We start from the raw sequence: 26,477 nt of genomic DNA on the forward strand, positions 1-26,477 counted from the left end.
GCAAGAGAATTTCGCGTAAATCTTTGTAAGGTTTGCCTCGCTTATCCCATAATGTGCCACCAGAGACATTGGCCGCAGCTTTGCAGAGGTAAGTCTATCCCCATGAACCGCACCGGCCGGACCCTGACCCTGGGGTGCCTGTTGCTTCTTACGCCCCTGCTGACGCTGGCAGAGGAAGGCAACTCGTTGCTGATTCCAGCCACGGGCCGCTGCACGCTCAACACTCAGCCACAAGACCTCGAACAGGCCCTGAAAACCTGCGAACGCGTGGCACAGACCGGGGACGCCGAAGCGCAGTACGAGCTCGGTGAGTACTTCTACACACAAACGCCACCGCAGCTGCCCAAGGCCCTCGACTGGTTCCAGAAAGCCTCATTGCAAGGCCATGCCCAGGCGCAATACCGGCTCGGCAGCATGTTCTTTCATGGTGAAGGCGTCGAGGCCAACCATGTTCAGGCCTATATCCTGCTGAAAATGGCCTCGGTCAACGGCGCCGAAGATGCGCTGGACATGGCCGACGAAGTCACCGAGCAGATGCCGCGCGCCGAGCTGGAACACGCCACCCAGGTGCTGGGGCAGATCTTCCGCAAATACCTGCTGGAACTGCAGAACGCCGAAGGCCGCTCGCCCTTCTCGCCGCTGCCCTGACGCCTTCTCAGCGCTCCGGCACAGGCATCGGGAACGGCATCACGTTGCCGCTCGCCTTGGCCTCGCTGATCTTGGCCGTGCCCAGTCGCTCCACCTCATCGATGCGCACGATCGACTGCAGGGGAACGAAACTGCGAACCACCCCCTCGAACTGAGCCTTGAGTTTTTCTTCCCCCGGGTCGACCACCAGCTGGCTGCGCTCGCCGAAGACGATTTCCTCGATTTCCAGAAAGCCCCACAGATCGCTCTGGAAGATCTGCTTGGCGTACAGCTCGAAGACCTGGCCCTGGTTGAGGAAAATGACTTTATAGATGGCGGGTTCGCGCTTGCTCATGTTTGGCGGGGGCACATGCAGGGGAAAGGGGCCGGCATCATAGCAGAGCCCGCTCGGTCTCACGCAGCGACGACGGGGGCTGGACGTGTCGCCAGCGCTCTACCACGGCACACCGAATCGTCGTCAGAGGCCGTGATTGCCTTTCGCCAACCCTTGATCGTTTCAGAGCTTTCGTCCCTGCCATTCAAGGGTTATTCTTCAACTCACATTCATTGCCGGCGAGCGGCCAAAAACCACCTTGAACGCACCCATACAACCTCATCGTTTCCTCCTCGAGCCCTTCGAGGCCCACCGTTTCGCCAACTTGTGCGGCCAGTTCGACGAGCACCTGCGTCTGATCGAACAACGCCTGGCCATCGAAATCCGCAACCGCGGCAATCAGTTCGAGCTGATTGGCGAAGCCAAGTCCACCTCCAACGCCGAACAGCTGCTGCGCCGCCTCTATCGCGAGGCCAAGGCCACTGACCTGTCCCCTGAAATCGTCCACTTGTACCTGCAGGAGTCTTCGGTGGAAAACATCGACAACCCGGCCGTGAACGAAGTCAGCGTTTCCCTGCGTACGCGCAAAGGCGCCATCCGTCCACGCGGCGTCAATCAGCAGCACTACGTGCAGAAGATCCTCGCCAACGACATCAACTTCGGCGTTGGCCCGGCGGGCACCGGCAAGACGTACCTGGCCGTGGCCTGCGCCGTGGATGCGCTGGAGCGTGAGCAAGTGCGGCGCATCCTGCTGGTACGCCCGGCAGTCGAGGCGGGCGAAAAGCTCGGCTTCCTGCCCGGTGACCTGGCGCAGAAAATCGACCCGTACCTGCGCCCGCTGTACGACGCGCTGTACGAGATGCTCGGCTTCGAGCACGTGGCCAAACTCATCGAGCGCCAGGTGATCGAGATCGCCCCGCTGGCCTACATGCGTGGTCGCACCCTCAATAACAGCTTCATCATTCTCGACGAGAGTCAGAACACCACCCTCGAGCAGATGAAGATGTTCCTGACCCGCATCGGCTTCGGCTCAACCGCAGTGATCACCGGTGACATCACCCAGGTTGACCTGCCCAAAGGCACCAAGTCGGGCCTGGGTCACGTGATCAACGTGCTCAAGGATGTCGAAGGCATCAGTTTCACCCACTTCGACTCCAAAGACGTGGTGCGTCACCCGCTGGTACAGCGCATCGTCGAGGCCTATGACCGCTTCGAAGCCGTGCAAGCCGCCGAGGCCGCCAGCAAAAATGCTTGAACTCGACCTGCAACGGGCCTCCAGCGCCGCCGCCCCCGATGACGCCGCCTTTCGCCGCTGGTGCGAACTGGCGCTGCGCCAGCGCACGGCCGATTCGGAGCTGACCATCCGCCTGGTCGATGAAGCCGAGGGCCGCGAGCTGAACCACACCTGGCGGCACAAGGACTACGCGACCAACGTGCTGTCCTTCCCCGCCGATGTGCCTGACGAGCTGCTCGACATTCCGCTGCTGGGCGACCTGGTGATCTGCATCCCGGTGGTCGAGCGCGAGGCCCGAGAGCAAGGCAAGACGCTGGACGCGCACTGGGCTCACCTGGTCATCCATGGCTGCCTGCACCTGCTCGGCTACGACCACATCGACGATGAAGAAGCCGAGGAAATGGAAGCCCTGGAGCGCACGCTTCTGGCGGAACTGGGCCACCCTGACCCCTACGCCGACGATGAACATTCACACACCAACCACTGTAAGGAACACGAGTAACCGCCATGAGCGAAGACCGATCGAGCAACGGGCAGAAGTCCTGGCTGGGTAAACTGACCCAGGCTTTTGCCCATGAGCCGAAAAACCGCCAGGAACTCCTCGAGCTGCTGCGCGAAGCCCATCAGAACAAGCTGCTCGACAGCGAAGCGCTGGCCATCGTCGAAGGCGCCATTCAGGTCGCGGACCTGCAGGTGCGTGACATCATGGTGCCGCGCTCGCAGATGATCAGCATCAAGGCCTGCCAGTCACCTCGCGAGTTTCTGCCTGCGGTGATCGATGCCGCGCACTCGCGCTATCCGGTGATTGGCGAAAGCCACGACGATGTGCTCGGGATTCTCCTGGCCAAGGACCTGCTGCCGTTGATCCTCAAGGAAAACGGCGACAGCTTCGACATCAAGCATCTGCTGCGCCAAGCGGTCTTCGTGCCTGAGTCCAAGCGCCTCAACGTGCTGCTGCGCGAGTTCCGCGCCAACCACAACCACATGGCCATCGTGGTTGACGAATACGGCGGCGTAGCGGGCCTGGTCACCATCGAAGACGTGCTGGAACAGATCGTCGGTGACATCGAAGACGAGCATGACGTCGAGGAAGACAGCTACATCAAGCCGTTGCCCAATGGCGACTTCCTGGTAAAAGCGTTGACCCCGATCGACAACTTCAACGAGTTCTTCGACGGCACGTTCTCCACCGAAGACTTCAACACCGTCGGTGGCCTGGTGATGACGGCCTTCGGCCACCTGCCCAAGCGCAACGAGACCACGGAAATCGGCACCTGGCGGTTCCGCATCCTCAATGCCGACAGCCGACGCATCCATTTGCTGCGCCTGACCCCGATCAACCGTTAAGGACTCCCATGCGCTGGATCACCCGCCCCGGCTGGCCCGGTAACCTGCTGGCCGTGGCGGCCGGCGCCTCGACACTCCTGGCGCTGGCGCCGTTCGATATCTGGCCGCTGGCGCTGCTCTCGATTGCGCTGTTCTATGCCGGCCTGCGTGAGCTGAGCCCACGTCAGGCCTTTGGCCGTGGCTGGTGCTTCGGCTTCGGCCTGTATGGGGCCGGCACCAGTTGGATCTACGTCAGCATGACCACCTACGGCGGCGCTTCGCCGCTGCTGGCGGTGGTGCTGCTCGTCGCGTTCTTCGCCGGTGTTGGCCTGTTCTTTGCCCTACCCGCGTGGCTATGGGCGCGCTTTGTGCGCCGCCCCGAAGCGCCGTTGGCCGATGCGCTGAGCTTTGCCGCCTTGTGGTTGCTGCAAGAGGCCTTTCGCGGCTGGTTCCTCACCGGTTTCCCCTGGCTCTACGCCGGTTACAGCCAGCTCGCGGGTCCCCTTGCCGGGCTCGCGCCGCTGGGTGGCGTGTGGCTGATTTCGTTCGTGCTGGCGTTGAGCGCGGCTTTACTGTGCAACCTGCATCGCCTGCGTGCACGGCCGCCATTGCTGATGATGGGCGTGGCGCTGCTGATCGCGCCCTGGATAGCCGGCCTGGCCCTGAAAAACCACGCCTGGACCCGCCCTTCGGGCGATCCGCTGACGGTGGCGGCGATTCAGGGCAACGTCGAGCAGGACCTGAAGTGGGACCCGGCGCACATCAACGCTCAGCTTGCGCTGTACCGTGACCTGAGCCTGAACGCCAAGCCGGTTGACCTCTTGGTCTGGCCGGAAACCGCGGTGCCGATCCTCAAGGATCAGGCTCAGGGTTACCTCGACATGATGGGGCGTTTTGCCAGCGATCGGCAGACGGCGCTGATCACTGGCGTGCCGGTACGCGAAGAAGTCCGTGGGCAGCGCCGCTACTACAACGGCGTGACCGTCACCGGCGAAGGCGACGGCACCTACCTCAAGCAGAAGCTCGTGCCTTTCGGTGAATATGTGCCGCTGCAGGACATGCTGCGTGGGGCCATCGAGTTCTTCAATCTGCCGATGTCCGATTTCGCCCGTGGGCCGCAAGACCAGGCATTGCTGCAAGCCAAGGGGTATCAGATCGCGCCATACATCTGTTACGAGGTGGTCTATCCAGAGTTTGCAGCCAGCCTTGCCGCGCGCAGTGACCTGCTGCTGACCATCAGTAACGATACCTGGTTCGGCACCTCGATCGGCCCCCTGCAGCACTTGCAGATGGCGCAGATGCGAGCGCTGGAAGCCGGACGCTGGATGATTCGGGCGACCAACAATGGCGTCACTGCACTGATCGACCCACAGGGCCGCATCACCGCGCAGGTGCCACAGTTCGAGCAGGCGGTGCTATATGGCCAGGTCGTGCCGATGCAGCAACTGACGCCGTACCTGCAATGGCGGTCGTGGCCGCTGATCGTGGTCTGCACCTTGCTGCTCGGCTGGGCGCTGCTGGGACGGCGGCGGATGCGCACGCCGTAAGACTGCGCGACGCCTGAACCAGGCCGGCTGCGCCGGCCTGACACAGGGCCCTGCATTTTGCCTGACGGGGCTGCTGCGCCGGCCCGATTCGGGCGCCCCGATGTTGCAGGGGAAGCGAGGCGGCAGCCGGCCTGATCCAGACGCCTCGGAACCTCTGCCAGAGGGTGCTGCAGCCTTGCAGGCGGGAGCCACCAGCCCCTCAATACATCAACCGATACGCCAATAACCCCAGCGCCTCGTTCAACAACTGAGCGTTGTGCCACATCGCACGGCTTTCCGGCAGCAGACCGGCGAACGGCCGGCCATGGGCGCCACCGATAAACGCCATCGGTGCAGCAACGACGGTAAAGCCCGCTTGCTCGAAGCTCCAGCGCGCCCGGGGCATGTGCCAGGCCTGTGTGACCAGCACCACACGGCGCTTGCCCAGGGGTTGCAGGATCTGCGCGCTGAACTGGGCGTTCTCCCAGGTAGTGCGGCTGGCGCGTTCCTGCCAGCTAACCGCTACGCCGAAATCGGCCTGCAGGTAGGTCGCCATCAATTCGGCTTCACTGGGCGGCTCGCCGTAATGCAGACCGCCACTGGTCAGTACCGGCAGGCCGCTGGCCTTGGCCAAGGTGGCGGCGAAGCGCATGCGCTGCAAAGCCAGCAGGCTGGGCTGGTCGACCCCGCCCCACGCCGGATCGCCGCGCCCGCGCCCCGCGCCCAACACCACGATGACATCCGCCTGCTGCACCAACTGCGGCCAGGCCTGCACGGCCAGCGCGGGCTCGCGCTCCAGCAAGCGTGCGCCCTGCTCCATGACCAGCGGCAGGCTCATCAGCCACAGCCCGCCCACGCCGGCTATGAAACACAGTGCCGAAAGCCTGGGGAAGCGCGCACTCAGCCACCAACCCGCCAACAGCAAGAGAATCAGCAGACCAGGCGGCAGCAGCCACTGTTTGATGAAGAACCTGAGGGGCATGGCGCATACCTGTGGGAGAGGTATGCAGACTAAGAGGATCGGCGCCGGGCCTCAAGGGCTGCGGACACCGATCAAATCGAGTGTGTGTAATGAAAATCCGGAACAGGGCATCAGCGCCCTTGCAAGTCAGTGCTTACCTGGAGGGCTGCTTGTGCGAGTGTGCCGCCGTGGCAGATTGCTTGCGATCTTTCAGCCAGATGATCCTGGCCGGTGCCCTGGGTTGCGGATCGATGCCGGCTTGCGCCAGCCGCCCAGGTGCCTGAGTGGCCAGCCAAGCCTTGATGACTGCGAATTCGGCGGGGCTCAGGCCACGCAATTCCAGCTCGACAGGCAACTCGTCACGCAATTTGACAGCGGTCCTGGCCGTTTCAAGGGCCAGCCCTACACGGTCGATCAGACGCTCGTATACCTCAGGTCTGGTTTTGCTCAGCTGCGACTCTCCCATTCATTCACCTCATTGAAGATAACGGTATCTCCCCCAGCCCTGAGCTTAGCGGCACTCGCCAAAGCAGCCGGCCGCCGCGACCAACGGCCCACGGCGTAGATTGGTTAGCCACCGGCGGCGGCGCTCATGTATGCTACGGCGTTCACTTTACCGACGCCGGAATGCCGGACGCAGCGAGCTCGCGCTGCCTGGAACAGGGTCTTTTCTCTCTCAGCAAAAAGTAGCCATGCACGAACAATACACGCCCCGTGATATCGAAGCCGCCGCCCAGTCTTTCTGGGACGCGCAACAGTCGTTCGCCGTCAATGAACAGCCAGGCAAAGACACCTACTACTGCCTATCGATGTTCCCGTACCCGAGCGGCAAGCTACACATGGGGCACGTGCGCAACTACACCATCGGCGATGTGATCGCGCGTTACCAGCGCATGCTCGGCAAGAACGTCCTGCAGCCCATGGGCTGGGATGCGTTCGGCATGCCGGCGGAAAACGCGGCGATGAAGAACAACGTCGCCCCGGCCAAGTGGACGTACGAAAACATCGATTACATGAAGACCCAGCTCAAGAGCCTGGGCCTTGCCATCGACTGGTCCCGTGAAGTCACCACCTGCAAGCCCGACTACTACCGTTGGGAGCAATGGCTGTTCACCCGCCTGTTCGAAAAAGGCGTGATCTACCGCAAGAACGGCACGGTGAACTGGGACCCGGCCGACCAGACCGTACTGGCCAACGAGCAGGTCATCGACGGGCGCGGCTGGCGCTCGGGCGCGCTGATCGAAAAGCGCGAAATCCCCATGTACTACTTCCGCATCACCGACTACGCCGACGAGCTGCTGGAAAGCCTCGACGAGTTGCCGGGCTGGCCTGAACAGGTCAAGACCATGCAGCGCAACTGGATCGGCAAGTCGCGCGGCATGGAAGTGCAGTTCCCCTATGACCAGGCAAGCATCGGTCATGCGGGCGCCCTGAAAGTCTTCACCACGCGCCCCGACACGCTGATGGGCGCGACCTACGTTGCAGTGGCCGCCGAGCACCCGCTGGCGACCCAGGCGGCCCAGGGCAACCCGGCGCTGCAGGCGTTCATCGACGAATGCAAAGGCGGCAGCGTGGCCGAGGCCGACATGGCCACCCAGGAAAAGAAAGGCCTGGCAACGTCGTTGCTGGTCGAACACCCGCTGACCGGCGAGAAGCTGCCGGTGTGGGTCGCCAACTACGTCCTGATGCATTACGGCGACGGCGCGGTGATGGCCGTACCGGCCCATGACGAGCGTGACTTCGAGTTCGCGCAAAAGTACTCGCTGCCGATCAAGGCCGTGGTGCGCACCAGTGCGGGCGACGAGGTGGGTAGCGATTGGCAAGCCGCCTACGGCGAGCACGGCACCTTGATCAACTCCGGCGCCTTCGACGGTCTCGACTTTGCTGGCGCCTTCGACGCCATCGAAGCGGCCTTGATCGGCAAGGACCTGGGCAAGTCGCGGACCCAGTTCCGCCTGCGCGACTGGGGCATCAGCCGCCAACGCTACTGGGGCTGCCCGATTCCGATCATCCACTGCACGACGTGCGGCGACGTACCGGTGCCGGAAGATCAACTGCCCGTCACCCTGCCGGAAAACGTCGTACCCGATGGTGCTGGCTCGCCACTGGCGCGCATGCCCGAATTCTACGAGTGCGCCTGCCCGACCTGCGGCAGCCCGGCCAAGCGTGAAACCGACACCATGGACACTTTCGTGGAGTCGTCCTGGTACTTCGCCCGTTACGCCTCGCCCAACTACGAAGGCGGCATGGTCGATCCGAAAGCGGCCAACCACTGGCTGCCGGTGGATCAGTACATCGGCGGTATCGAACACGCGATCCTGCACCTGCTGTACGCGCGCTTCTTCCACAAGCTGATGCGCGACGAAGGCCTGGTCACCTCGAACGAGCCGTTCAAGAACCTGCTGACCCAGGGCATGGTGGTTGCCGAAACCTATTACCGCGTAGCCAGCAACGGCGGCAAAGACTGGTTCAACCCGGCGGATGTCGAAATCGAGCGCGATGCCAAGGCCAAGATCATTGGCGCACGCCTGAAAACCGATGGCCAACCGGTGGAAATCGGCGGCACCGAGAAGATGTCGAAGTCGAAAAATAACGGCGTCGACCCGCAATCGATGATCGAGGTCTACGGCGCCGACACCTGCCGACTGTTCATGATGTTCGCTTCGCCGCCCGATCAGAGCCTGGAATGGTCCGACTCCGGCGTCGAGGGCGCCAGCCGCTTCCTGCGTCGCGTATGGCGCCTGGCCCAGGCGCATGTCGCGCAAGGGGCTGCCGGCTCGCCTGATGTGACCACGTTGGATGACGCGCAGAAAGTCATTCGCCGCGCCATTCATTCGGCCATTCGCCACGCCAGCATCGACGTGGGTCAGTTCCACAAGTTCAACACCGCCATCGCCCAGGTGATGACACTGATGAACGTGCTGGAAAAGGCCCCGCAAGCCACTGCCCAGGACCGTGCCCTGCTGCAGGAAGGTCTGGAAGCCGTCAGCTTGCTGCTGGCACCGATCACCCCGCACATTTCCCACGCGCTGTGGAATCATCTCGGCCATGCAGGCGCGGTGATCGACGCTGCCTGGCCTCAGGTGGATGAAGCCGCACTGGTGCAAGACAGCATCGTGCTGGTGGTGCAGGTCAACGGCAAGCTGCGGGGCCAGGTGGAAATGCCTGCTGCAGCCAGCCGCGAAGAGATCGAAGCTGCCGCGCGCAGCAATGAAAACGTTCTGCGCTTCATCGATGGCCTGACGATCCGCAAGGTCATCGTGGTACCAGGCAAGCTGGTCAACATCGTCGCCAACTGATGGCAACGCCTGCTCGCGACGGTGCGAGCAGGCGGAATCGGCCCACAAGGGAGCTACAACATGATCAAACGCAATCTGCTGGTGATGGGCCTGGCCGTCATGCTCAGCGCCTGCGGTTTTCAGCTGCGCGGCACGGGCACCAACGAACTGAGCCTCAAAGAGCTCGACCTCAGCGCCCGCAACGCCTACGGCGACACGGTCAAGCAACTGCGCAACGCGCTGGAAAACAGCGGCGTGAGGCTCTACAGCGGCGCGCCGTACCATCTGGTGCTGACCAACGAGCAGGAAAGCCAGCGTGCAGCGACCTATACCGGCGGTACGCGCTCGGCCGAGTACGAGCTGACCACCGTCGTCAATTACGAAATCCAGGGCCTGAACAAAGCCGTGCTGCTGGCTGACAAGCTGGAAGTGCGCAAAGTGTATGTACGTGACGGCAACAACGTCACCGGCTCCAGCCAGGAAGCCAAGCGGGTGCGTGATGAAATGCGTAACGATCTGGTGCAAAGCCTGATGGTGCGGTTGCAGCAGTTCACGCCAGCACGCCTTGACGAATTGCAACTCAAGGCTGACCAGCGCGCCAAGGCTGAAGCCGACGCGCTGGAAGCAGCCCGCCGTGCGCAAGACGCCACGCCCCAGCAATCGCCGATGCAAATCCCGGCCAACTAAGGCCGAACGGGGCACATCAGTGCCCCGCCCTTGCCCATGAAGCTCGCCCCCGCCCAACTCACCAAGCACCTGCAAGGCGACCTGGCGCCGGTCTACATCGTCAGTGGCGATGACCCGCTGCTGTGCCAGGAAGCGGCCGACGCCATCCGCGCTGCCGCGCGCAAGCAGGGCTTCGATGAACGCCAGGTGTTCAGCGCCGACGCCAACTTTGACTGGGGCACCCTGCTCCAGGCTGGCGCCAGCCTGTCGCTATTCGCCCAGCGTCGTCTGCTGGAGCTGCGCCTGCCATCGGGCAAGCCCGGCGACAAGGGCGGCGCGGCGTTGATCGAGTACTGCGCGCGCCCCGCTGAAGACACCGTGCTGTTGATCAGCCTGCCCAAGCTCGACGCCAGCGCCCAACGTACCAAATGGGGCAAGGCACTGGTCGAGGGCGGGCAGTGCCAGTTCATCCAGATCTGGCCGGTCGATGCCCATCAATTGCCCAACTGGATCAATCAGCGCCTGGCTCAGGCCGGCCTCGCCGCCCAGCGCGATGCCGTCGACCTGATCGCCTCGCGGGTCGAAGGCAACTTGCTCGCCGCCGCCCAGGAAATCGAGAAGCTCAAGCTGCTGGCCGAGGGTAATCAGGTCACCGTGGAGACCGTCCAGGCGGCAGTGGCTGACAGCGCGCGATTCGATGTGTTCGGGCTGGTCGATGCCATTCTGGCGGGCGATGCCGGTCATGCGCTGCGCGTTCTGGAGGGCTTGCGCGGCGAAGGCGTGGAGCCGCCGGTGATTCTCTGGGCGCTGGCCCGCGAGTTGCGTGCGCTGGCCGGGTTGGCTCAGCAGTTCAGCCAGGGCGTACCGCTGGACAAGGCCTTCAGCCAGGCCAAACCGCCGATCTGGGACAAGCGCCGACCGCTGGTGAGCAAAGCGTTACAAAGGCTTTCTGCGCAGCGCTGGGCGCAGTTGCTGCAGGACGCGCAGCGCATCGATGCGCAAATCAAGGGCCAGGCCGAAGGCTCGGCGTGGATCGGCTTGAGTCGGCTGGTGCTGTTGATGGCCGGCCAGCGCGTGGCGCTGCCGGCGCAGTGATGGCGACTGGCGATTGAGACATTCAATTGGCTCAGGCTGCGATGCCATCCTACAGTGCGCCCTACCTCCCCCCGCGCAGGAAATCGCCATGAGCAAACGGCCCCACAAGCCTGGCCCCAACAAAGCCAAATCCATCGTCGCCCAGCCGCTGTTCCGGTGTCGTCAGGAACGTCCCAGCAAGGGCAAAGGCAGCTACCAACGCGAAGCCTTCCAATCGAGAGATTGGGAGGCTTCTTCCGTTCTGGCCGCATGAAGGCGCTGAAGGCAAGAAGTGCGCAGGCATGATATGGTCGTCGCCTGACCTGTAATCCCTGGATCTGTGCATGCTCCCCAGTCTTTTCCCCCGCTGGCAACCTCGCCAATTGATCGCAGCATCCAGCCTCATCCTGCTGGTCGCCTGCGCGGAAAAACCCACCGCAGCCGACGCCGTGCCTCTACCGCCCGCGCAACCAGCGCCTGCCGTAGCGCTGCCCAGCGCCAGCACCGACACCAGCAGCGACATCCAGCCCGTGCAAACCTTCGCCCAATGGCAGGCAGGGTTCCGTCAACAGGCACTGCAGGCCGGCATCACCGCGAGCGTTTTCGACCGTGCCTTCCTGGGTGTCACCCCTGACATGGACGTGATCAAGGCCGACCGCAGCCAGCCCGAATTCAGTCGTCCGGTGTGGGAGTACCTTGATGGGGCGCTGTCGCCGTTGCGCGTGCGCAACGGCAAGCGCCTGCTGGAGCAGCATGCCGAGCTGCTGGCCCGTCTTGAGCAACGCTACGGCGTCGATCGCCAGGTGCTCGTGTCGGTGTGGGGCATGGAAAGCAATTTCGGCCAGTTCCAGGGCAGCAAATCAGTGATCCGCTCCCTGGCCACCTTGGCCTATGAAGGCCGCCGCCCACAGTTCGCCCAGGACCAGCTGATCGCTGCGCTGCAGATTCTGCAAGATGGCGACATCCAGCCGGACGCCATGCGCGGCTCCTGGGCCGGCGCCATGGGCCAGACCCAGTTCATCCCCACCACCTACGCCACGCACGCGGTCGACTTCGACGGCGATGGCCGCCGCGACATCTGGAACAGCACGCCAGACGCCCTGGCGTCTACCGCGCACTACCTGCAAAGCTCGGGCTGGAAGCGCGGCCAACCGTGGGGCTTCGAGGTCCAGGTGCCGTCCGGCTTCGACTACTGGCAGGCCGATGGCAGCCAGCGCAAGCCGGTCAGTGAATGGTTGCAGCTGGGCGTTACGCTGCCGGCCGGCACTCAACTGCCCGCAGGCAGCAACGAACTCTCCGCGGCCCTGCTGTTGCCCGCGGGTGCGCGTGGGCCCGCCTTCCTGGTGCTGGACAACTTCCGCGCGATCCTCAAGTACAACAATTCCTCGTCCTACGCGCTGGCTGTCAGCCTGTTGGGCGATCGCTTCTCGGGTTGGGGATTCATTGCCGGTAGCTGGCCGAAAGATGATCAGCCCTTGAGCCGCAGCGAGCGCATGGAGCTGCAGAATCTGCTCAATGCCAAGGGTTATCCGGCAGGCAATGCCGACGGCATCATCGGCGCCAACACTCGCAAGGCCATTCGTACGGCGCAGCAGGGATTGGGTTGGCCGGCGGACGGGTACCCGACCCACAAGCTGCTGGATAGCTTGCGCGGTCGCTGACACAAATCCGCATGGCAACCATCGCCCGCTGGCAGGTGCACGACCTGCCGCGGGCTATGCCGCCCTTCGCGATTCACCCAAGCTCCGCTCCAGTCGCCTGAAAATGACCGGAGCTCAAGCCCAATCCGTAGAAGCGAGCTCGCTCGCGAAGGCCGTTAACGTTGACGCAGCCCGCCCGACTGATCGCGGTGGCAGCACGCCTGTTCGCGAGCGAGCTCGTACGGGGTCCGTGTGCGGGCTTTCAGACAGCGTATCAGCGGCTGCCTAAGAGACCAGGTCTGCGCCCTGGACGCGCCACGGATTCTTTAGGGTTCAGCAAGCCGGATGCCGTTCTGTGGAGGCGTTGTCAGTCGCGCTGGACGGCGCAGCGGGCGCATGGGCTAACCCGCGCCTTCACGGGCCAGCATCAGGCTGCGAACAACCCCTGCTCCAACACCAGCCGCTTCGCCGTGCTGTCCAGCTGCACCTGCGCGCCCAACGGCAGACACAGGTTCGGATCGCAGTGCCCGCTACGCCAGCCGGCCAGCACCGGAATGTTCAACGGACCGAAGATTGCGCGTAACAGCGGGGTCATGGCCGCCACGCTGATACCGGCGAAATCCCCTACCAACACCCCCTTCACACCGTCCAGCTTGCCCGCCAGGCGCAGCTGCGTCAGCAGCCGGTCCACCCGGTACAACGGCTCGTTGACATCCTCGATGAACAGAATGCTGCCGGTCAGATCGACCTCCCCCAGCGTGCTCATCGTCGCGCCGAGCATCGACAGGTTGCCACCGCGCAGCACTCCGCTGCCCACGCCCGCCGTTACCGTAGTCAACGGCCATTGGCTCGGATGCGCGATCTCTGCGCCTGCGCCCACCTGCCCCGACAACTGCGCGAGCAAGGACGATTCGGTCGGTTGCGCCTTGCCGCCCAACAGATCTGCATTGAGCATGGCGCCATGGAATGTGATCAGGCCCGTGTGCCGCTGCAGGGTGGTGTGCAGGGCAGTGATATCGCTGTAGCCAATCAACGGTTTGGGATGGCCGCGAATCAGGTCGAAATCGAGTTGGTCGAGCATACGCATGCTGCCGTAACCGCCACGCATGCTCAAAATGGCGTCGATGCCCGGGTCGGCAAAGGCATCGTGCAGGTCTTGCACGCGCTGCGCATCGCTGCCCGCCAGGTAACCGTCAGCCTGTTGCACGCTCGGATAAAACCGACAGGTATAACCCCGCCGAACAAACCATTCGCGCGCCTTTTCCACATCCAGACGCGCCGGCCCTGCCGGCGCCACCACAGCAAAACAGGCACCCGCGCTCAGCGCCTTGGGCAGACGAGCGACAACCGCGTCGACACACTTCATATCCACTCCTGAAGGCAGAGGCCCTGAACGAAAAATGCCGATGGTGCCTTGCGGCACACATCGGCACTGTCAGCACAAGACGCTATCAGAGCTTGATCTTGGCCTCATGAGCCTGTTGATCCGCATGGTACGACGAGCGCACCAGCGGCCCGGAAGCCACGTTCTTGAAGCCCATCTTGTAACCTTCTTCGGCGAACCAGGCGAAGGTGTCCGGATGCACGAAGCGCTGCACCGGCAAGTGGTTGCGCGACGGCTGCAGGTACTGGCCGAGGGTGAGCATGTCGATCTCGTGCTCACGCATGCGCTGCATCACTTCGATGACTTCTTCGTCGGTCTCGCCCAGGCCGAGCATCAGACCGGACTTGGTCGGCACGTGCGGCACCATGTGCTTGAATTTCTGCAACAGGTCGAGCGACCAGTCGTAGTCCGACCCCGGGCGCGCGGCCTTGTACAGGCGCGGCACGGTCTCGAGGTTGTGGTTGAACACATCCGGCGGTTCGTTGGCGGTGATTTCCAGCGCCACGTCCATGCGCCCACGGTAGTCGGGCACCAGCGTTTCGAGCTGTACGCCCGGCGACAGCGCGCGGATTTCACGGATGCAGTCGGCGAAGTGCTGGGCACCGCCGTCACGCAGGTCGTCACGGTCGACCGAGGTGATCACCACGTACTTCAAACGCAGGTCAGCGATGGCCACGGCGAGGTTTTTCGGCTCGTCGACGTCCAGCGCGCGTGGGCGGCCGTGGCCAACGTCACAGAATGGGCAACGACGGGTGCAGATGTCGCCCATGATCATGAAGGTCGCGGTGCCACCGGAGAAGCACTCGCCCAGGTTCGGGCAGGAAGCTTCTTCGCAGACGCTGTGCAGTTTGTGCTTGCGCAGCAACTGCTTGATGCGATCGACCTCGGGCGATACCGGAATGCGCACGCGAATCCAGTCGGGCTTTTTCGGCAGCTCGGTGGTGGGAATGATCTTCACCGGGATGCGCGCAACCTTGTCGGCACCGCGCAGCTTGACGCCGGCTTCGACCTTTTTCGGGGCCGGACGTGACGGCGCGTCGGTGGCGATGAGGTTCGGCACGGCTTCTTGCACAGTTGTCATATTCAGTCGATTCCGCCCGTGAGGGTCGTCTGCTCTGCGTAGTCGAGGTGCTTGACCAGCTGTTCGCGCAGCCTCGTCCTGACCTCGTCGAGTTCGATCGGGCCTGTGTGGTCGCGCAGCTGGGTCATGGCCAGCCCCGCATACCCGCAGGGGTTGATTCGGCGAAACGGCGCCAGGTCCATGTCGACGTTCAACGCCAGCCCATGGAAAGCGCAGCCATTACGGATGCGCAGGCCCAGGGAGGCGATTTTTGCGCCATCGACATAGACACCGGGCGCATCGGGCTTGGCTGCAGCCTGTACCTGATAACTGGCCAACAACGCCACCAGGCTGGCTTCGATACGGCTGACCAGTTCGCGCACACCGATCCCCAGGCGACGCACATCCAGCAGCAGGTACGCCACCAACTGGCCTGGGCCGTGGTAAGTGACCTGGCCCCCGCGCTCGGTCTGCACCACCGGAATGTCGCCGGTGAGCATCAGGTGCTCGGGCTTGCCGGCCTGGCCTTGGGTAAACACCGGCCGGTGCTCGACCAGCCAGACTTCATCGGGTGTATCGGCATTACGCTGCCCGGTGAAGCGACGCATGGCCTCGAGCACCGGTTCGTACGGTTGCAGGCCAAGGTCGCGAAAGCCAAGGCAGGCGGGCATCACAGCACCATTTTCACGATGCCGGTCGCGCGCAGGGCGCTGTTGATGTCGTGCAACTGGTCTTCGCTGGTCGCCACGATGTGCAGTTGCACGGTGGTGTACTTGCCTTCCTTGCTCTGGCGTTCAGCCAGGGTCGACAGGTCGACTTCAGCATACTTCTTGAGGATTTCGATCACCGTGTCGCGGAAGTTGACCACGGTGTCGCCAATGACCTTGATTGGGTAATCGGCGCAGGGAAATTCGATCTTGTGCGACTTGACGTCTGGTTCGCTCATGGCGGAAACGGCCTCGTAAGCCGTGGCAACAACAGAGCCCCCGCGGCTGGCGGGGGCTTGCCGGGGTCACGTATCAGTTGAACAAGCCATAGAAGAATAGCCGAATGCTATCCCACATACGACGAATGAAACCACCTTCCTCGACCGCGTCCAGCGCGATCAGGTCAGCGCTGTGCACGACCTTGTCATCCAGTTTCACTTCCACTTTACCGATCACGTCGCCTTGGGCAATCGGAGCGGTGAGCTGTGGATTGAGGGTCATCGAAGCCTGCAGACGCTTGAGCTGGCCTTTAGGCATGGTCATGGTCAGGTCGTTGGCCAGGCCTGCCTTGACTTGCGAGGTGGCGCCCTTCCAGACCGGGGCCTGAGCCAGCTCGGTGCCCTTCTGGTAGAAAGTCTGGGTTTCGAAGAAGCGGAAACCGTAGGTCAGCAGCTTCTGGGTTTCGGCAGCACGCGACTGCTCGCTGTTGGTACCGAAGACGACGGCGATCAGGCGCTGGCCGTCGCGTACCGCCGACGACACCATGCAGTAGCCCGCCTCTTCGGTGTGGCCGGTTTTCAGACCGTCGACGGTCTTGTCGCGCCACAGCAGCAGGTTGCGGTTGGGCTGCTTGATGTTGTTCCAGAAGAACTCTTTCTGCGAGTAGATGGCGTAGTGGGCCGGATCTTCGTTGATGATCGCGCGCGCCAGTACGGCCATGTCATGGGCCGAAGAGTAATGCTCGGGGTTCGGCAGACCGGTAGGGTTCATGAAGTGGCTGTTGCTCATGCCCAGGTCGGCGGCAGTCTTGTTCATCATGTCGGCGAAGGCGTCTTCGCTGCCGGCGATATGCTCGGACAGCGCGACCGAGGCATCGTTGCCGGACTGAATGATGATGCCGTGCAGCAGATCGCTGACGGTGACCTGGCTGCCCACCTTGATGAACATGCGCGAGCCGCCGGTGCGCCAGGCGTTTTCGCTGACGGTAACCGGATCGTTCTCGCCGATCTGCCCACGACGGATGTCGAGGGTGGCGATGTAGGCGGTCATCAGCTTGGTCAGGCTGGCAGGCGGCAGACGTTCGTCACCGTTGTTCTCGACCAGCACGTTGCCGCTCGCGGCATCCATCAGCACATAGGACTTGGCGGCCAGTTGTGGAGGCGCTGGCATCATCTGCTCTGCCGCAAAGGCAGCAGGCATGATCATCAGCAGCACGGGCAGGCATAGGCGTTGGGCTAGTTTGGTGATGTTCATCCGTCTCTCGTAAATCGCTAAAGGTCTGATGTTCGTGTGCCGGGGCGGTACATGGGCCCGCTCACCTGACCACGCCCCCGCATCAATGTTCAGCGCCCGGGTTCAGCGCCAGGGGCTGGCGGGCAAAAACGGCCATTGTACATGGCCGTGCCCGTGGGTTCATGACAAAACCGACAGATTCACTCAGTCTGCCGTGACCAGCTTGGCCTGGCCGAGGTTGGCCAGGCGCACGCTGTCCTGCATCTGCTGGACGTCCCCCTGGCTGTTGATCGGGCCGAGGCGAACGCGGTGCAAGGTCTGCTGGTTACGTACGATGGAGCTGATGAACACCGGCGCGCTGACCATGGTGCTGAGTTTGGAGCGCAGCAGCTCTGCCGCATCCGGGTTGGCGAAGGCGCCTACCTGAAGGAACATCGCGCCACTGTTGGCCGGCGTGTGGTTGCTCGCCACCTGGACCGGAACCACGGCCGCGGCATGCTGCTGCGGCGGCGGTGTCCATTGCTCGACGGTGCCTGTGCTGGCCGGCAGCGGTTGGGTCTGGGCGACTTGCGGCTCCTTCAGCACCAGGGGCGCTGCACGACCACGCTGCGCCCACCACTGCTGTGGGTCGATGCCTTCGACACGCACGCGCGCAGTGCCGGTCTCGGCATAGCCAAGCTTCTTCGCGGCGGCGTAGGACAGATCGATGATGCGATCGGAATAGAACGGGCCACGGTCGTTGACCCGCAAGATCACCGAGCGCTGGTTGTCGAGGTTGGTCACGCGCACGTAGGCCGGCAGCGGCAGGGTCTTGTGCGCCGCGCTCATGCCGTACAGGTCATAGACCTCGCCATTGGCAGTGTTCTGGCCGTGGAACTTGGTGCCGTACCAGGAGGCCGTACCCTCGGCGCGGTAGTTGGCGAATTGCTGGACCGGGTAGTAGGTCTTGCCCAGCACCGTGTAGGGGTTGGCCTTGTAGGCACCGGTGTGCAGGGTCGGCGTGGCGTCGGGGATCTTGTTGACGTCGACGTCCCACCACGGCGCGCCGTCCTTGTGCGCACGGTTGATGTCCAGACCTGGCTGGGCACGCACGATGGCACCGCCTTTCTGCGGTTTGCCGGAGGTCGCGGGACGGCTCGATGAACAGCTCGCCAACACCAGCGCCGCCGTCAGGCAGCCCAGCACTTTCAAGGTATTCGCTGTGAAGAGTTCGCGCATTTACTTGACGCCTCGTGCCTTGACCAGCTGCTCGGAAAGCTGATGCACCGCCATGGCATACATCACGCTGCGGTTATAGCGAGTGATCGCATAGAAATTCTTCAGGCCCATCCAGTATTCGGGGCCCTGATCGCCCTCAAGACGGAACGCCGTGACCGGCAGATCGTCGGGCAGCGCATCATGACTCGACCATCCCAGCGCACGCAACTGACCGACCGTGCTGGCCGGCTCGATGCCTTGGGTCAGCCCCTGGTCGGCACGCGCGCTGCTCACTTGGGCGCGGCTCACCACCGCCTCGCCTTCGACCCAACCATGATGCTGGAAGTAGCTGCCGACACTGCCAATGGCATCGTCGGCGTTGTTCCAGATATTGATGTGGCCGTCGCCGTCGAAGTCCACCGCGTAGGCGCGGAAGCTGCTGGGCATGAACTGCGGCAGGCCCATGGCCCCGGCGTAGGAGCCCTTGAGGGTCAGGGGATCGACTTGTTGATCGCGGGCCAGCAGCAGGTACTCGCGCAGCTCCTTGCGGAAGAAGTCGGCCCGCGGTGGGTAGTCGAAGCCCAATGTGGACAGCGCATCGATGACCCGGTAGTTGCCGGTGTTGCGGCCAAAGAAGGTTTCCACGCCGATGATCGCCACGATCACCTGGGCCGGCACACCGAAGGTCAGCTCGGCCTGGGCCAGGGTCGCTTCGTGTTGGCGCCAGAAGTCCACGCCGCGTGCGATGCGCGCATCGGTGAGGAACATCGGGCGGTAGTCCTTCCATGGCTTGACCCGTTCGGCTGGCCGGGAAATGGCATCGAGGATCGACTGCTTGCGCTCGACCTCGGCGAACACCGCGTGCAGTTGCTCGGGGGCGAACCCATAGTCGCGGGTCATCTCGGCGACGAAGGCATCCACCTGCGGTGAGCCGTCATAATCGCCGGCACTGGCGTGCGCAGCTGCGCCCAGCAATCCCAATGCACCGATCCACGGCATCTGACGAGCCACCCAGCCACGCACGACTTGCATGTAATTCTTCACCTTATTCAAACCTGTGCGATCCACTTGCGGTGCGTGTGGATCGACATCAAAACGCCAAACGCTGACAGCAGCGTCACCAATGAAGTTCCGCCATAGCTGATGAAGGGCAACGGCACCCCCACTACCGGCAGAAGGCCGCTCACCATACCGATATTGACGAACACGTACACGAAGAACGTCATGGTCAGGCTGCCGGCCAGCAGCTTGCCGTAGAGGGTCTGCGCCTGCGCGGTGATCACCAGGCCGCGGCCGATCAGCAGCAGGTAGATGATCAACAGCAGGCAGATACCCACCAGGCCGAATTCCTCGCCAAGTACGGCGATGATGAAGTCGGTGTGGCTTTCCGGGAGGAAGTCCAGGTGCGACTGGGTCCCCAGCAGCCAGCCCTTGCCGAACACCCCGCCCGAGCCGATCGCAGCCTTGGACTGGATGATGTTCCAGCCAGTGCCCAGCGGATCGCTCTCTGGGTCGAGGAAGGTCAGCACACGCTGTTTCTGGTAGTCGTGCATGACGAAGAACCACATCGCCACGGCCACCGGCACGGCGGCGGCGATCACACTGACGATCCAGCGCCAGCGCAACCCGCCCATGAACAGCACGAAAGCACCGGACGCCAGAATCAGCAGCGCGGTGCCAAGGTCAGGCTGGCGCACGATCAGGATGAACGGCACACCGATCAGCACCAGGCTGATCAGCACGTGCTTGAGGTGCGGTGGCAAGGTGCGCTTGGCCAGGTACCAGGCGATGGTCGCCGGCATGATGATCTTCATGAATTCCGAGGGCTGGAAGCGGATCACCCCCGGGATGTTGATCCAGCGCGTGGCGCCCATGGCGTTGTGGCCCATGACATCCACCACCACCAGCAGCAGCACCCCGACGATGTACGCCAGCGGCACCCAGCGCGCCATGAAACGTGGTTCGAGCTGGGCGATGACGAACATCGACACCAGGCCGATGCCGAACGAGGTGGCCTGCTTGAGCAGCAGGTCCCAGTTCTTGCCACTGGCCGAATACAGCACGAACAGGCTGCCGGCGGCCAGGGTCAGGAGAATCAGCAACAGCGGGCCATCGATGTGGATGCGCTGCAGAAAGCTCGCGCGCCGACGCATGACGTCTTCGCTGGAGAGCATGCGGTCGAAATTGTTCATCACGGGGCCGTTTCCTCGGCGTCGGTAGCAGGCACGGGGGCGGTCTTGAGCCGGCCGTTTTCATCGAGCAGCCAAGCGTCCATGATCTGGCGCACCACGGGCGCGGCCACGCCGGAGCCCGACTCGCCGTTCTCGACCATCACCGAAATGACGATCTCGGGCTTTTCGGCCGGGGCGAAGGCCACGAACAGTGCGTGGTCGCGGTGACGCTCCTGAAGCTTGTTGCGGTCGTACTTCTCGCCCTGACGAATCGCCACCACCTGCGCGGTGCCGCTCTTGCCGGCAATGCGGTACTGGGCGCCGGCGGCGGCCTTGCGCGCGGTGCCGCGGGCGTTCTGCATCACCTGCTCCATACCGTGGGTAACCTTGGCCCAGTCGGACTTGTCGCGCAGGACGATGTTCTCGATCGGGTTGTCGTCCACCGGCGGCTCGCCCTCGATGGTCTTGGCCAGGTGCGGGCGATTCCACACCCCTTTGTTGGCGATCAACGCAGTGGCCTGGGCCAACTGCAACGGCGTGGCCTGCATGTAGCCCTGGCCGATGCCGAGGATCAGCGTCTCGCCAGGGAACCAGGCCTGACGGCGCGTGGCCCGCTTCCATTCGCGCGACGGCATGAGCCCGGCAGACTCTTCGAACATGTCCAGCGAGACCCGTTGGCCAATGCCGAACTTGCCCATGTAGGTGGACAGCCGGTCGATGCCCATCTTGTGCGCCAGGTCGTAGAAGTAAGTGTCGTTGGAACGCATGATCGCCGCGTCCAGGTCCACCCAGCCGTCGCCGCTGCGGTTCCAGTTGCGGTACTTGTGGTCGTAGTTGGGCAGTTGGTAGTAGCCCGGATCGAAGACGCGACTGCCGGCGTTGACCACGCCACTGTCGAGGCCGGCAATGGCCACGGCCGGCTTGATGGTCGAGCCTGGTGGGTACAGGCCGCGCAACACACGGTTGAACAGCGGCCGGTCGATCGAATCGCGCAGCTCGGCATAGGCCTTGAAGCTGATGCCGGTCACGAACAGGTTGGGGTCGAAGCTCGGTTGGCTGACCATCGCCAGCACTTCGCCAGAGCGCGGGTCCAGCGCGACAATCGCACCACGCCGGCCGCCCAGGGCCAGTTCCGCGGCTTCCTGCAGCTTGATGTCCAGGCTCAGCACGATGTCCTTGCCCGGTTTCGGGTCAGTGCGCTTGAGCACGCGCAGCACGCGACCACGGGCGTTGGTCTCGACTTCTTCGTAGCCGACCTGGCCATGCAGGGCACTTTCGTAGAAGCGTTCGATGCCGGTTTTGCCAATGTGGTGAGTGCCGCTGTAGTTCACCGGATCGAGGGTCTTGAGCTCCTTCTCGTTGATACGTCCCACATACCCCACCGAGTGCGCAAAGTGCGCGCCCTGCGGGTAATGGCGCACCAGTTGCGCGACCACTTCCACCCCGGGCAGGCGGAACTGGTTCACCGCCACGCGGGCGATCTGCTCTTCGGTGAGTTCGAAGAGAATCGGCACCGGCTCGAACGGCCGCCGGCCCTGGCGCATGCGTTTTTCGAACAGCACGCGGTCGTCTTCGGTGAGCTGCAGCACCTCGACGATGCTGTCGAGTACCTGCTGCCAATCGCCGCCGGCCCGCTCGCGGGTCATGCTCAGGCTGAAGCTGGGCCGGTTGTCTGCGACGATCACCCCGTTGCGGTCGTAGATCAGCCCGCGGGTAGGCGGAATCGGCTGCACGTGCACCCGATTGTTCTCCGACAGCGTGGAGTGATAGTCGTACTGAATGACCTGCAAGTAGTACAGCCGCACGATCAGCACGCAGATGAGCAGCATGATCGCCACCGCGCCGACCACGACGCGGTTGCGCACCAGACGGGCGTCTTTCTCGTGGTCCTTGAGGCGGATCGGCTGCGACATCGGTCAGGCTTACAGGCTATTTATGGTAGGGATGCCCGGACAGGACGGTCCAGGCGCGGTAGATCTGTTCGCCGATCAGTATCCTTACCAACGGGTGCGGCAGGGTCAGCGGTGACAACGACCAGCGCTGCTCGGCGCGCGCGCAGACCTGCGGCGCCAGGCCTTCCGGCCCACCCACCATCAGGTTGACGGTACGCGCATCGAGGCGCCAGCGGTCCAGTTCACCGGCCAACTGCTCGGTGCTCCACGGCTTGCCGTGCACCTCAAGCGTGACGATGCGCTCACCCGGTTGCACCTTGCTCAGCATGGCCTCGCCCTCCTGACGAATCAGGCGGGTGACGTCGGCATTCTTGCCGCGGGTGTTCAGCGGAATTTCCACCAGTTCGAGCGCCATCTCGGTGGGCAGGCGCTTGGCGTATTCGTGCCAGCCTTCCTCGACCCACTTGGGCATGCGCGAACCGACCGCGATCAGGCGCAGACGCACAGCGCTGACCTATTCCCGGTCCTTGAGCTTTTCGAAGTAATCGTGCGTGGTGTTCTCAGGGCTGTGGTGCTTGCCATCGGCAGCACGGCTCTGCTCGGCGCCGACCCACAGACGCTCCAGGTCGTAGAACTGACGGGCAGCGGCGGTCATCATGTGCACGATGACGTCGTTGAGGTCGAGCAGGACCCAGTCGCTGTCGCCCTTGCCTTCTTCGCCCAGCGGCTGGCCGCCCTTGGCCTTGACCACTTCACGGACCTTTTCCAGCATCGCATTGATCTGCCGGTTGGAGGTACCGGTGGCGATGATCATGTAGTCGGTGAGGCTGTGTTTGTCACGGACGTCGATCACCTGGATGTCTTGGGCCTTGACGTCTTCCAGCGCGGCCATGGTCAGCGCGACCAGTTCTTCGCCGTGGATTTTCTGCTTGGTCATATCAAACTCGTTCAACGTGTTGAGTGAGGTGCTCATGGCACCTTCAGTTAGACGCACGGTACAGGTCGTGCGCCTCTATGTAGGCCAGTACTGCGTCCGGCACCAGGAACCGCACCGACTTGCCGCTGGCCAGCAGCTGTCGGATCTGCGTGGCGGACACCGCGAGCGGCGTCTGCCAGACGAACGAAATGTGCCCCGCCGGGCCGGACATGGCGGTGGGATCGCTCTGCGAGCGCGCAGCCAACAGGTTGCGCAGCTCAAAAGGAGGTTCTACGTCGGCATCCGGGCGTTGCAGCACCAGAATGTGACAGTGTTGCAGCAGCTCTTCCCAACGATGCCAGCCGGGCAGGCCGCAGAAAGCGTCCCAGCCCAGCACCAGGAACAACTGATCTTCGGGCGCCAGCTCAGCGCGCAGCGATTCGAGGGTATCGATGGTGTACGACGGTTTGTCTCGGGTCAGCTCGCGGGCATCGACGCTCAGTTGCGGCGCATTCGCGACCGCGCTGCGTACCATGGCCAGCCGGCTTTGCGGCGTGACCTGAGGCGTGTCACGGTGCGGCGGGCGGGCATTGGGCAGCAGGCGCAGTTCGTCCAGCTGCATCAGCTCGGCCACTTCCAGCGCGCTGCGCAAATGGCCGATGTGTACCGGGTCGAAGGTTCCACCCAGAATGCCAATGCGCCGGGCTGTGAGGGCTTGAGTCAACTCAGCTCGGCTCCTGGCCGCGCAGTTGACCGTCGCCGATCACCACGTATTTTTCGCAGGTCAGGCCTTCGAGGCCGACCGGGCCGCGGGCGTGCAGCTTATCGGTGGAAATCCCGATCTCGGCGCCCAGACCGTACTCGAAGCCGTCGGCGAAACAGGTGGGCGCGTTGATCATCACCGACGCCGAATCGACCTCGGTCATGAAGCGGCGGGCCTGGCCCTGGTGCTCGGTCACGATGGCATCGGTGTGGTGCGAGCCGTAATGGTTGATATGTTCGATGGCCTCATCAAGACCGTCGACAATGCGAATCGACAGAATCGGCGCCAGGTACTCGGTGCGCCAGTCGTCTTCGCTGGCCGCACGGGCATCGATGAGGGCGAGGGTACGCTCGCACCCACGCAGTTCTACGCCTTTGTCGATGAACGCCTCGGCCATGCTCGGCAGGAAGGCCTGGGCCACACGCTGGTCGACCAGCAGGGTTTCCATGGCGCCGCAGATGCCGTAGCGGTAGGTCTTGGCGTTGAAGGCGATGCGCTGGGCCTTGTCCAGCTCGGCGTGCTCGGCCACATACACGTGGCAGATGCCATCAAGGTGCTTGATGACCGGCACGCGTGCGTCGCGGCTGATGCGTTCGATCAGGCCTCGGCCGCCACGCGGCACGATGACATCGACATACTCGGGCATCGTGATCAGCGCGCCGACGGCTTGGCGGTCAGTGGTTTCGACCACCTGCACCACCGCAGGCGGCAAGCCGGCTTCGGCCAGACCGCGCTGGATGCACACGGCGATGGCGCGGTTGGAATGAATGGCCTCGGAACCGCCGCGCAGAATGGTCGCGTTACCCGACTTCAGGCACAGGCTGGCAGCATCGATGGTCACGTTCGGACGGGACTCGTAGATGATGCCGATCACCCCCAGCGGCACGCGCATCTTGCCGATCTGGATGCCCGAGGGCCGATGACTCATGTCGCGGATCGCGCCCACAGGATCCGGCAACGCGGCAACCTGGCGCAGGCCGGTGATCATGCCGTCGATGCGTGCCGGGGTCAGCGCCAGGCGATCGAGCAGTGCCGGCTCCAGGCCATTGGCGCGACCGGCGGCCAGGTCCTGTTCATTGGCGGCAGTGAGCTCGGCGCGGGCAGCGTCCAACGCGGCAGCGGCGGCCAGCAGGGCGCGGTTCTTCTGCGCGGTGCTGGCACGGCCGATGACCCGGGAGGCCTCGCGGGCGGCGCGACCCAAGCGGGTCATGTAGTCAAGAACGGACTCAGTCATGGGTTCGGTGTCTTGGCGAAGGGGAAATCGGCTGATTATAGCTGGCGCGCCGGTATCCGCCCAGCAGTGGGTGGCGGATGGTAGTAAATGTCGCTCGCACAACGTCATAAAGATGTAACGGCAGGTATCGGATTGTTCCGATTTCTGTTCCGCTTATTGCCTTTCGTGGCCCCTTCAGCCCGCATTCCAAGGCGCTCAACCGCCTTGCTGCGGCGTGACAGCAGCCCGTTTCAGCGGCACATGCCCCGCGCCGGGGCGACGTATTCATTGCTATGATTCGGGTCTTTTCGCTCGGACGCCCTGCCCGCATGACGACCTCTGCCGCCCCTCCCTCCCTGGCCCTGCCGGACAGCTTCTTCGATCGCGACGCCCAGACCCTGGCGCGGGACTTGCTCGGCAAGGTCATCCGCCACCGGCAGGGTGATCTCTGGCTGGCGGCGCGCATCATCGAAACCGAGGCCTATTACCTCAGCGACAAGGGCAGCCATGCCTCGCTGGGTTTTACCGAAAAGCGCAAGGCACTGTTCCTCGATGGCGGGCACATCTACATGTACTACGCCCGCGGCGGCGACTCGCTCAACTTCAGCGCCCACGGCCCAGGCAATGCCGTGCTGATCAAATCCGCCTACCCGTGGACCGACGCCGTGAGCGATGCCAACAGCCTGGCCCGCATGCAGTTGAACAACCCCGATGCCAGCGGCAACGTACGTCCGCCCGAACGCCTGTGCGCCGGGCAGACCCTGCTGTGCCGTGCCCTGGGCCTGAAGGTGCCGCAGTGGGACGCCCAGCGTTTCGACCCACAGCGTTTCTATGTGGAGGATTGCGCCCTGGTGGTCGATGAAATCATCCAGACCACCCGCCTGGGCATTCCCCACGGCCGCGACGAACACCTGCCCTACCGCTTCGTCGACGCGGCATTTGCCCGTGTCTGCACACGGAACCCACTGCGCCGAGGGCAAGTCGAAGGGCGTGATTTTGCCATTGTGCGACGCGCCACCGCGAACCTGCCTACCCCGAAAGAAGGAAGCTGACATC

27 protein-coding genes are annotated in these 26,477 nt (G+C 63.6%); 11 read left to right on the forward strand and 16 right to left on the reverse strand.

The window, feature by feature from the left end:
- Positions 1–102: 102 nt before the first annotated feature.
- Entirely contained in the window at positions 103–648 is a 546-nt protein-coding gene (locus tag SJI00_RS17190; RefSeq protein WP_322462900.1) for a tetratricopeptide repeat protein, read from the forward strand.
- A 7-nt stretch (positions 649–655) separates the two neighbouring features.
- Here the strand turns inward: SJI00_RS17190 and SJI00_RS17195 are convergent, their stop codons facing one another.
- Positions 656–982 carry a DUF1820 family protein gene (locus SJI00_RS17195; protein WP_322462901.1) on the reverse strand — a complete coding sequence of 109 codons (327 nt, stop codon included), beginning with the start codon at positions 980–982 and terminating at the stop codon, positions 656–658.
- Between the two features lie 238 nt (positions 983–1,220).
- Here SJI00_RS17195 and SJI00_RS17200 point away from each other — a divergent pair, with 238 nt between their 5' ends.
- Genes SJI00_RS17200 through lnt form a run of 4 tightly spaced genes read left to right on the forward strand, consistent with a single transcriptional unit; the run spans position 1,221 to position 5,068 of the window.
- Entirely contained in the window at positions 1,221–2,216 is a 996-nt protein-coding gene (locus SJI00_RS17200; RefSeq protein WP_322462902.1) for a PhoH family protein, read from the forward strand.
- Positions 2,209–2,697: an rRNA maturation RNase YbeY gene (ybeY, locus tag SJI00_RS17205; protein ID WP_322462903.1), complete on the forward strand. Its 489-nt coding sequence runs from the start codon at positions 2,209–2,211 to the stop codon at positions 2,695–2,697. Before SJI00_RS17200 ends, ybeY begins: the two co-directional genes overlap by 8 nt.
- A 5-nt stretch (positions 2,698–2,702) precedes the next feature.
- Entirely contained in the window at positions 2,703–3,542 is an 840-nt protein-coding gene (locus SJI00_RS17210; RefSeq protein WP_322462904.1) for a CorC family transporter, read from the forward strand.
- Between the two features lie 8 nt (positions 3,543–3,550).
- Positions 3,551–5,068, forward strand: coding sequence for an apolipoprotein N-acyltransferase (gene lnt / locus SJI00_RS17215; RefSeq protein ID WP_322462905.1), 1,518 nt, complete (start codon positions 3,551–3,553; stop codon positions 5,066–5,068).
- 199 nt (positions 5,069–5,267) lie between these two features.
- On the opposite strand, the gene SJI00_RS17220 is transcribed toward lnt, so the two are convergent.
- On the reverse strand, positions 5,268–6,029 hold the full coding sequence (locus tag SJI00_RS17220; protein ID WP_322462906.1) for a YdcF family protein: 762 nt from the start codon (positions 6,027–6,029) through the stop codon (positions 5,268–5,270).
- 133 nt (positions 6,030–6,162) lie between these two features.
- Positions 6,163–6,474: a hypothetical protein gene (locus SJI00_RS17225; protein ID WP_322462907.1), complete on the reverse strand. Its 312-nt coding sequence runs from the start codon at positions 6,472–6,474 to the stop codon at positions 6,163–6,165.
- A 226-nt stretch (positions 6,475–6,700) separates the two neighbouring features.
- Here SJI00_RS17225 and leuS point away from each other — a divergent pair, with 226 nt between their 5' ends.
- From leuS to SJI00_RS17250, 5 genes are all read left to right on the forward strand, one after another.
- Positions 6,701–9,307, forward strand: coding sequence for a leucine--tRNA ligase (gene leuS / locus SJI00_RS17230; RefSeq protein ID WP_322462908.1), 2,607 nt, complete (start codon positions 6,701–6,703; stop codon positions 9,305–9,307).
- 60 nt (positions 9,308–9,367) lie between these two features.
- Positions 9,368–9,973, forward strand: a complete 606-nt coding sequence (locus SJI00_RS17235; protein ID WP_322462909.1) for an LPS-assembly lipoprotein LptE — start codon at positions 9,368–9,370, stop codon at positions 9,971–9,973.
- Positions 9,974–10,009: 36 nt separating this feature from the next.
- Positions 10,010–11,047, forward strand: a complete 1,038-nt coding sequence (gene holA / locus SJI00_RS17240) for a DNA polymerase III subunit delta (protein WP_322462910.1) — start codon at positions 10,010–10,012, stop codon at positions 11,045–11,047.
- 88 nt (positions 11,048–11,135) lie between these two features.
- The gene (gene arfA / locus SJI00_RS17245; RefSeq protein ID WP_322462911.1) at positions 11,136–11,300 is read left to right on the forward strand and encodes an alternative ribosome rescue factor ArfA; all 165 of its coding nucleotides are present in this window, start codon (positions 11,136–11,138) and stop codon (positions 11,298–11,300) included.
- A 70-nt stretch (positions 11,301–11,370) separates the two neighbouring features.
- Positions 11,371–12,687, forward strand: coding sequence for a lytic murein transglycosylase (locus SJI00_RS17250; protein ID WP_322462912.1), 1,317 nt, complete (start codon positions 11,371–11,373; stop codon positions 12,685–12,687).
- A gap of 406 nt (positions 12,688–13,093) precedes the next feature.
- Here SJI00_RS17250 and SJI00_RS17255 read toward each other — a convergent pair whose 3' ends face one another.
- From SJI00_RS17255 to SJI00_RS17315, 13 genes are all read right to left on the reverse strand, one after another.
- Positions 13,094–14,032, reverse strand: a complete 939-nt coding sequence (locus tag SJI00_RS17255; RefSeq protein ID WP_322462913.1) for a S66 peptidase family protein — start codon at positions 14,030–14,032, stop codon at positions 13,094–13,096.
- An 85-nt stretch (positions 14,033–14,117) separates the two neighbouring features.
- A complete protein-coding gene (gene lipA / locus SJI00_RS17260) occupies positions 14,118–15,131 on the reverse strand; it encodes a lipoyl synthase (protein ID WP_322462914.1) in 1,014 nt (337 codons plus the stop codon).
- 2 nt (positions 15,132–15,133) lie between these two features.
- Complete coding sequence (gene lipB / locus SJI00_RS17265; RefSeq protein WP_322462915.1) at positions 15,134–15,781, reverse strand: lipoyl(octanoyl) transferase LipB; 648 nt, start codon at positions 15,779–15,781, stop codon at positions 15,134–15,136.
- Positions 15,781–16,056, reverse strand: a complete 276-nt coding sequence (locus SJI00_RS17270; protein ID WP_312932800.1) for a DUF493 domain-containing protein — start codon at positions 16,054–16,056, stop codon at positions 15,781–15,783. Before SJI00_RS17270 ends, lipB begins: the two co-directional genes overlap by 1 nt.
- A 73-nt stretch (positions 16,057–16,129) precedes the next feature.
- The gene (locus SJI00_RS17275) at positions 16,130–17,290 is read right to left on the reverse strand and encodes a D-alanyl-D-alanine carboxypeptidase family protein (protein ID WP_322462916.1); all 1,161 of its coding nucleotides are present in this window, start codon (positions 17,288–17,290) and stop codon (positions 16,130–16,132) included.
- Positions 17,291–17,473: 183 nt separating this feature from the next.
- The gene (locus tag SJI00_RS17280; RefSeq protein WP_322462917.1) at positions 17,474–18,487 is read right to left on the reverse strand and encodes a septal ring lytic transglycosylase RlpA family protein; all 1,014 of its coding nucleotides are present in this window, start codon (positions 18,485–18,487) and stop codon (positions 17,474–17,476) included.
- Complete coding sequence (gene mltB / locus SJI00_RS17285) at positions 18,488–19,498, reverse strand: lytic murein transglycosylase B (protein WP_322462918.1); 1,011 nt, start codon at positions 19,496–19,498, stop codon at positions 18,488–18,490.
- Positions 19,499–19,515: 17 nt separating this feature from the next.
- On the reverse strand, positions 19,516–20,619 hold the full coding sequence (gene rodA, locus SJI00_RS17290) for a rod shape-determining protein RodA (RefSeq protein WP_312932814.1): 1,104 nt from the start codon (positions 20,617–20,619) through the stop codon (positions 19,516–19,518).
- Between the two features lie 38 nt (positions 20,620–20,657).
- Positions 20,658–22,550 (reverse strand): penicillin-binding protein 2, encoded by a 1,893-nt coding sequence (mrdA, locus tag SJI00_RS17295; RefSeq protein ID WP_322462919.1) that lies wholly within the window; start codon positions 22,548–22,550, stop codon positions 20,658–20,660.
- Between the two features lie 16 nt (positions 22,551–22,566).
- Positions 22,567–23,034 (reverse strand): 23S rRNA (pseudouridine(1915)-N(3))-methyltransferase RlmH, encoded by a 468-nt coding sequence (gene rlmH, locus SJI00_RS17300; RefSeq protein ID WP_322462920.1) that lies wholly within the window; start codon positions 23,032–23,034, stop codon positions 22,567–22,569.
- Positions 23,035–23,043: 9 nt separating this feature from the next.
- On the reverse strand, positions 23,044–23,466 hold the full coding sequence (gene rsfS / locus SJI00_RS17305; protein WP_322462921.1) for a ribosome silencing factor: 423 nt from the start codon (positions 23,464–23,466) through the stop codon (positions 23,044–23,046).
- Between the two features lie 43 nt (positions 23,467–23,509).
- The gene (gene nadD, locus SJI00_RS17310) at positions 23,510–24,169 is read right to left on the reverse strand and encodes a nicotinate-nucleotide adenylyltransferase (RefSeq protein WP_322462922.1); all 660 of its coding nucleotides are present in this window, start codon (positions 24,167–24,169) and stop codon (positions 23,510–23,512) included.
- Between the two features lies 1 nt (position 24,170).
- Positions 24,171–25,442 carry a glutamate-5-semialdehyde dehydrogenase gene (locus tag SJI00_RS17315; RefSeq protein WP_322462923.1) on the reverse strand — a complete coding sequence of 424 codons (1,272 nt, stop codon included), beginning with the start codon at positions 25,440–25,442 and terminating at the stop codon, positions 24,171–24,173.
- Between the two features lie 308 nt (positions 25,443–25,750).
- On the opposite strand from SJI00_RS17315, the gene SJI00_RS17320 reads away from it, so the two are divergent.
- Positions 25,751–26,473, forward strand: coding sequence for a DNA-3-methyladenine glycosylase (locus SJI00_RS17320; RefSeq protein WP_322462924.1), 723 nt, complete (start codon positions 25,751–25,753; stop codon positions 26,471–26,473).
- The last annotated feature ends 4 nt before the right edge of the window (positions 26,474–26,477 follow it).

This window comes from Pseudomonas gebzensis (assembly GCF_034427815.1).
GTDB lineage: Bacteria > Pseudomonadota > Gammaproteobacteria > Pseudomonadales > Pseudomonadaceae > Aquipseudomonas.

Coding starts and splice junctions, on each gene's coding strand:
- rsfS (WP_322462921.1), bottom strand. CDS start 23,466: ATGACCAAGCAGAAAATCCACGGCGAAGAACTGGTCGCGCTGACCATG.
- arfA (WP_322462911.1), top strand. CDS start 11,136: ATGAGCAAACGGCCCCACAAGCCTGGCCCCAACAAAGCCAAATCCATC.
- SJI00_RS17190 (WP_322462900.1), top strand. CDS start 103: ATGAACCGCACCGGCCGGACCCTGACCCTGGGGTGCCTGTTGCTTCTT.
- rodA (WP_312932814.1), bottom strand. CDS start 20,619: ATGCGTCGGCGCGCGAGCTTTCTGCAGCGCATCCACATCGATGGCCCG.
- leuS (WP_322462908.1), top strand. CDS start 6,701: ATGCACGAACAATACACGCCCCGTGATATCGAAGCCGCCGCCCAGTCT.
- SJI00_RS17280 (WP_322462917.1), bottom strand. CDS start 18,487: ATGCGCGAACTCTTCACAGCGAATACCTTGAAAGTGCTGGGCTGCCTG.
- SJI00_RS17195 (WP_322462901.1), bottom strand. CDS start 982: ATGAGCAAGCGCGAACCCGCCATCTATAAAGTCATTTTCCTCAACCAG.
- SJI00_RS17270 (WP_312932800.1), bottom strand. CDS start 16,056: ATGAGCGAACCAGACGTCAAGTCGCACAAGATCGAATTTCCCTGCGCC.
- ybeY (WP_322462903.1), top strand. CDS start 2,209: ATGCTTGAACTCGACCTGCAACGGGCCTCCAGCGCCGCCGCCCCCGAT.
- SJI00_RS17275 (WP_322462916.1), bottom strand. CDS start 17,290: ATGAACATCACCAAACTAGCCCAACGCCTATGCCTGCCCGTGCTGCTG.
- holA (WP_322462910.1), top strand. CDS start 10,010: ATGAAGCTCGCCCCCGCCCAACTCACCAAGCACCTGCAAGGCGACCTG.
- SJI00_RS17225 (WP_322462907.1), bottom strand. CDS start 6,474: ATGGGAGAGTCGCAGCTGAGCAAAACCAGACCTGAGGTATACGAGCGT.
- SJI00_RS17220 (WP_322462906.1), bottom strand. CDS start 6,029: ATGCCCCTCAGGTTCTTCATCAAACAGTGGCTGCTGCCGCCTGGTCTG.
- mrdA (WP_322462919.1), bottom strand. CDS start 22,550: ATGTCGCAGCCGATCCGCCTCAAGGACCACGAGAAAGACGCCCGTCTG.
- SJI00_RS17320 (WP_322462924.1), top strand. CDS start 25,751: ATGACGACCTCTGCCGCCCCTCCCTCCCTGGCCCTGCCGGACAGCTTC.
- SJI00_RS17255 (WP_322462913.1), bottom strand. CDS start 14,032: ATGAAGTGTGTCGACGCGGTTGTCGCTCGTCTGCCCAAGGCGCTGAGC.
- lipB (WP_322462915.1), bottom strand. CDS start 15,781: ATGCCCGCCTGCCTTGGCTTTCGCGACCTTGGCCTGCAACCGTACGAA.
- SJI00_RS17315 (WP_322462923.1), bottom strand. CDS start 25,442: ATGACTGAGTCCGTTCTTGACTACATGACCCGCTTGGGTCGCGCCGCC.
- lipA (WP_322462914.1), bottom strand. CDS start 15,131: ATGACAACTGTGCAAGAAGCCGTGCCGAACCTCATCGCCACCGACGCG.
- SJI00_RS17210 (WP_322462904.1), top strand. CDS start 2,703: ATGAGCGAAGACCGATCGAGCAACGGGCAGAAGTCCTGGCTGGGTAAA.
- mltB (WP_322462918.1), bottom strand. CDS start 19,498: ATGCAAGTCGTGCGTGGCTGGGTGGCTCGTCAGATGCCGTGGATCGGT.
- lnt (WP_322462905.1), top strand. CDS start 3,551: ATGCGCTGGATCACCCGCCCCGGCTGGCCCGGTAACCTGCTGGCCGTG.
- SJI00_RS17235 (WP_322462909.1), top strand. CDS start 9,368: ATGATCAAACGCAATCTGCTGGTGATGGGCCTGGCCGTCATGCTCAGC.
- SJI00_RS17250 (WP_322462912.1), top strand. CDS start 11,371: ATGCTCCCCAGTCTTTTCCCCCGCTGGCAACCTCGCCAATTGATCGCA.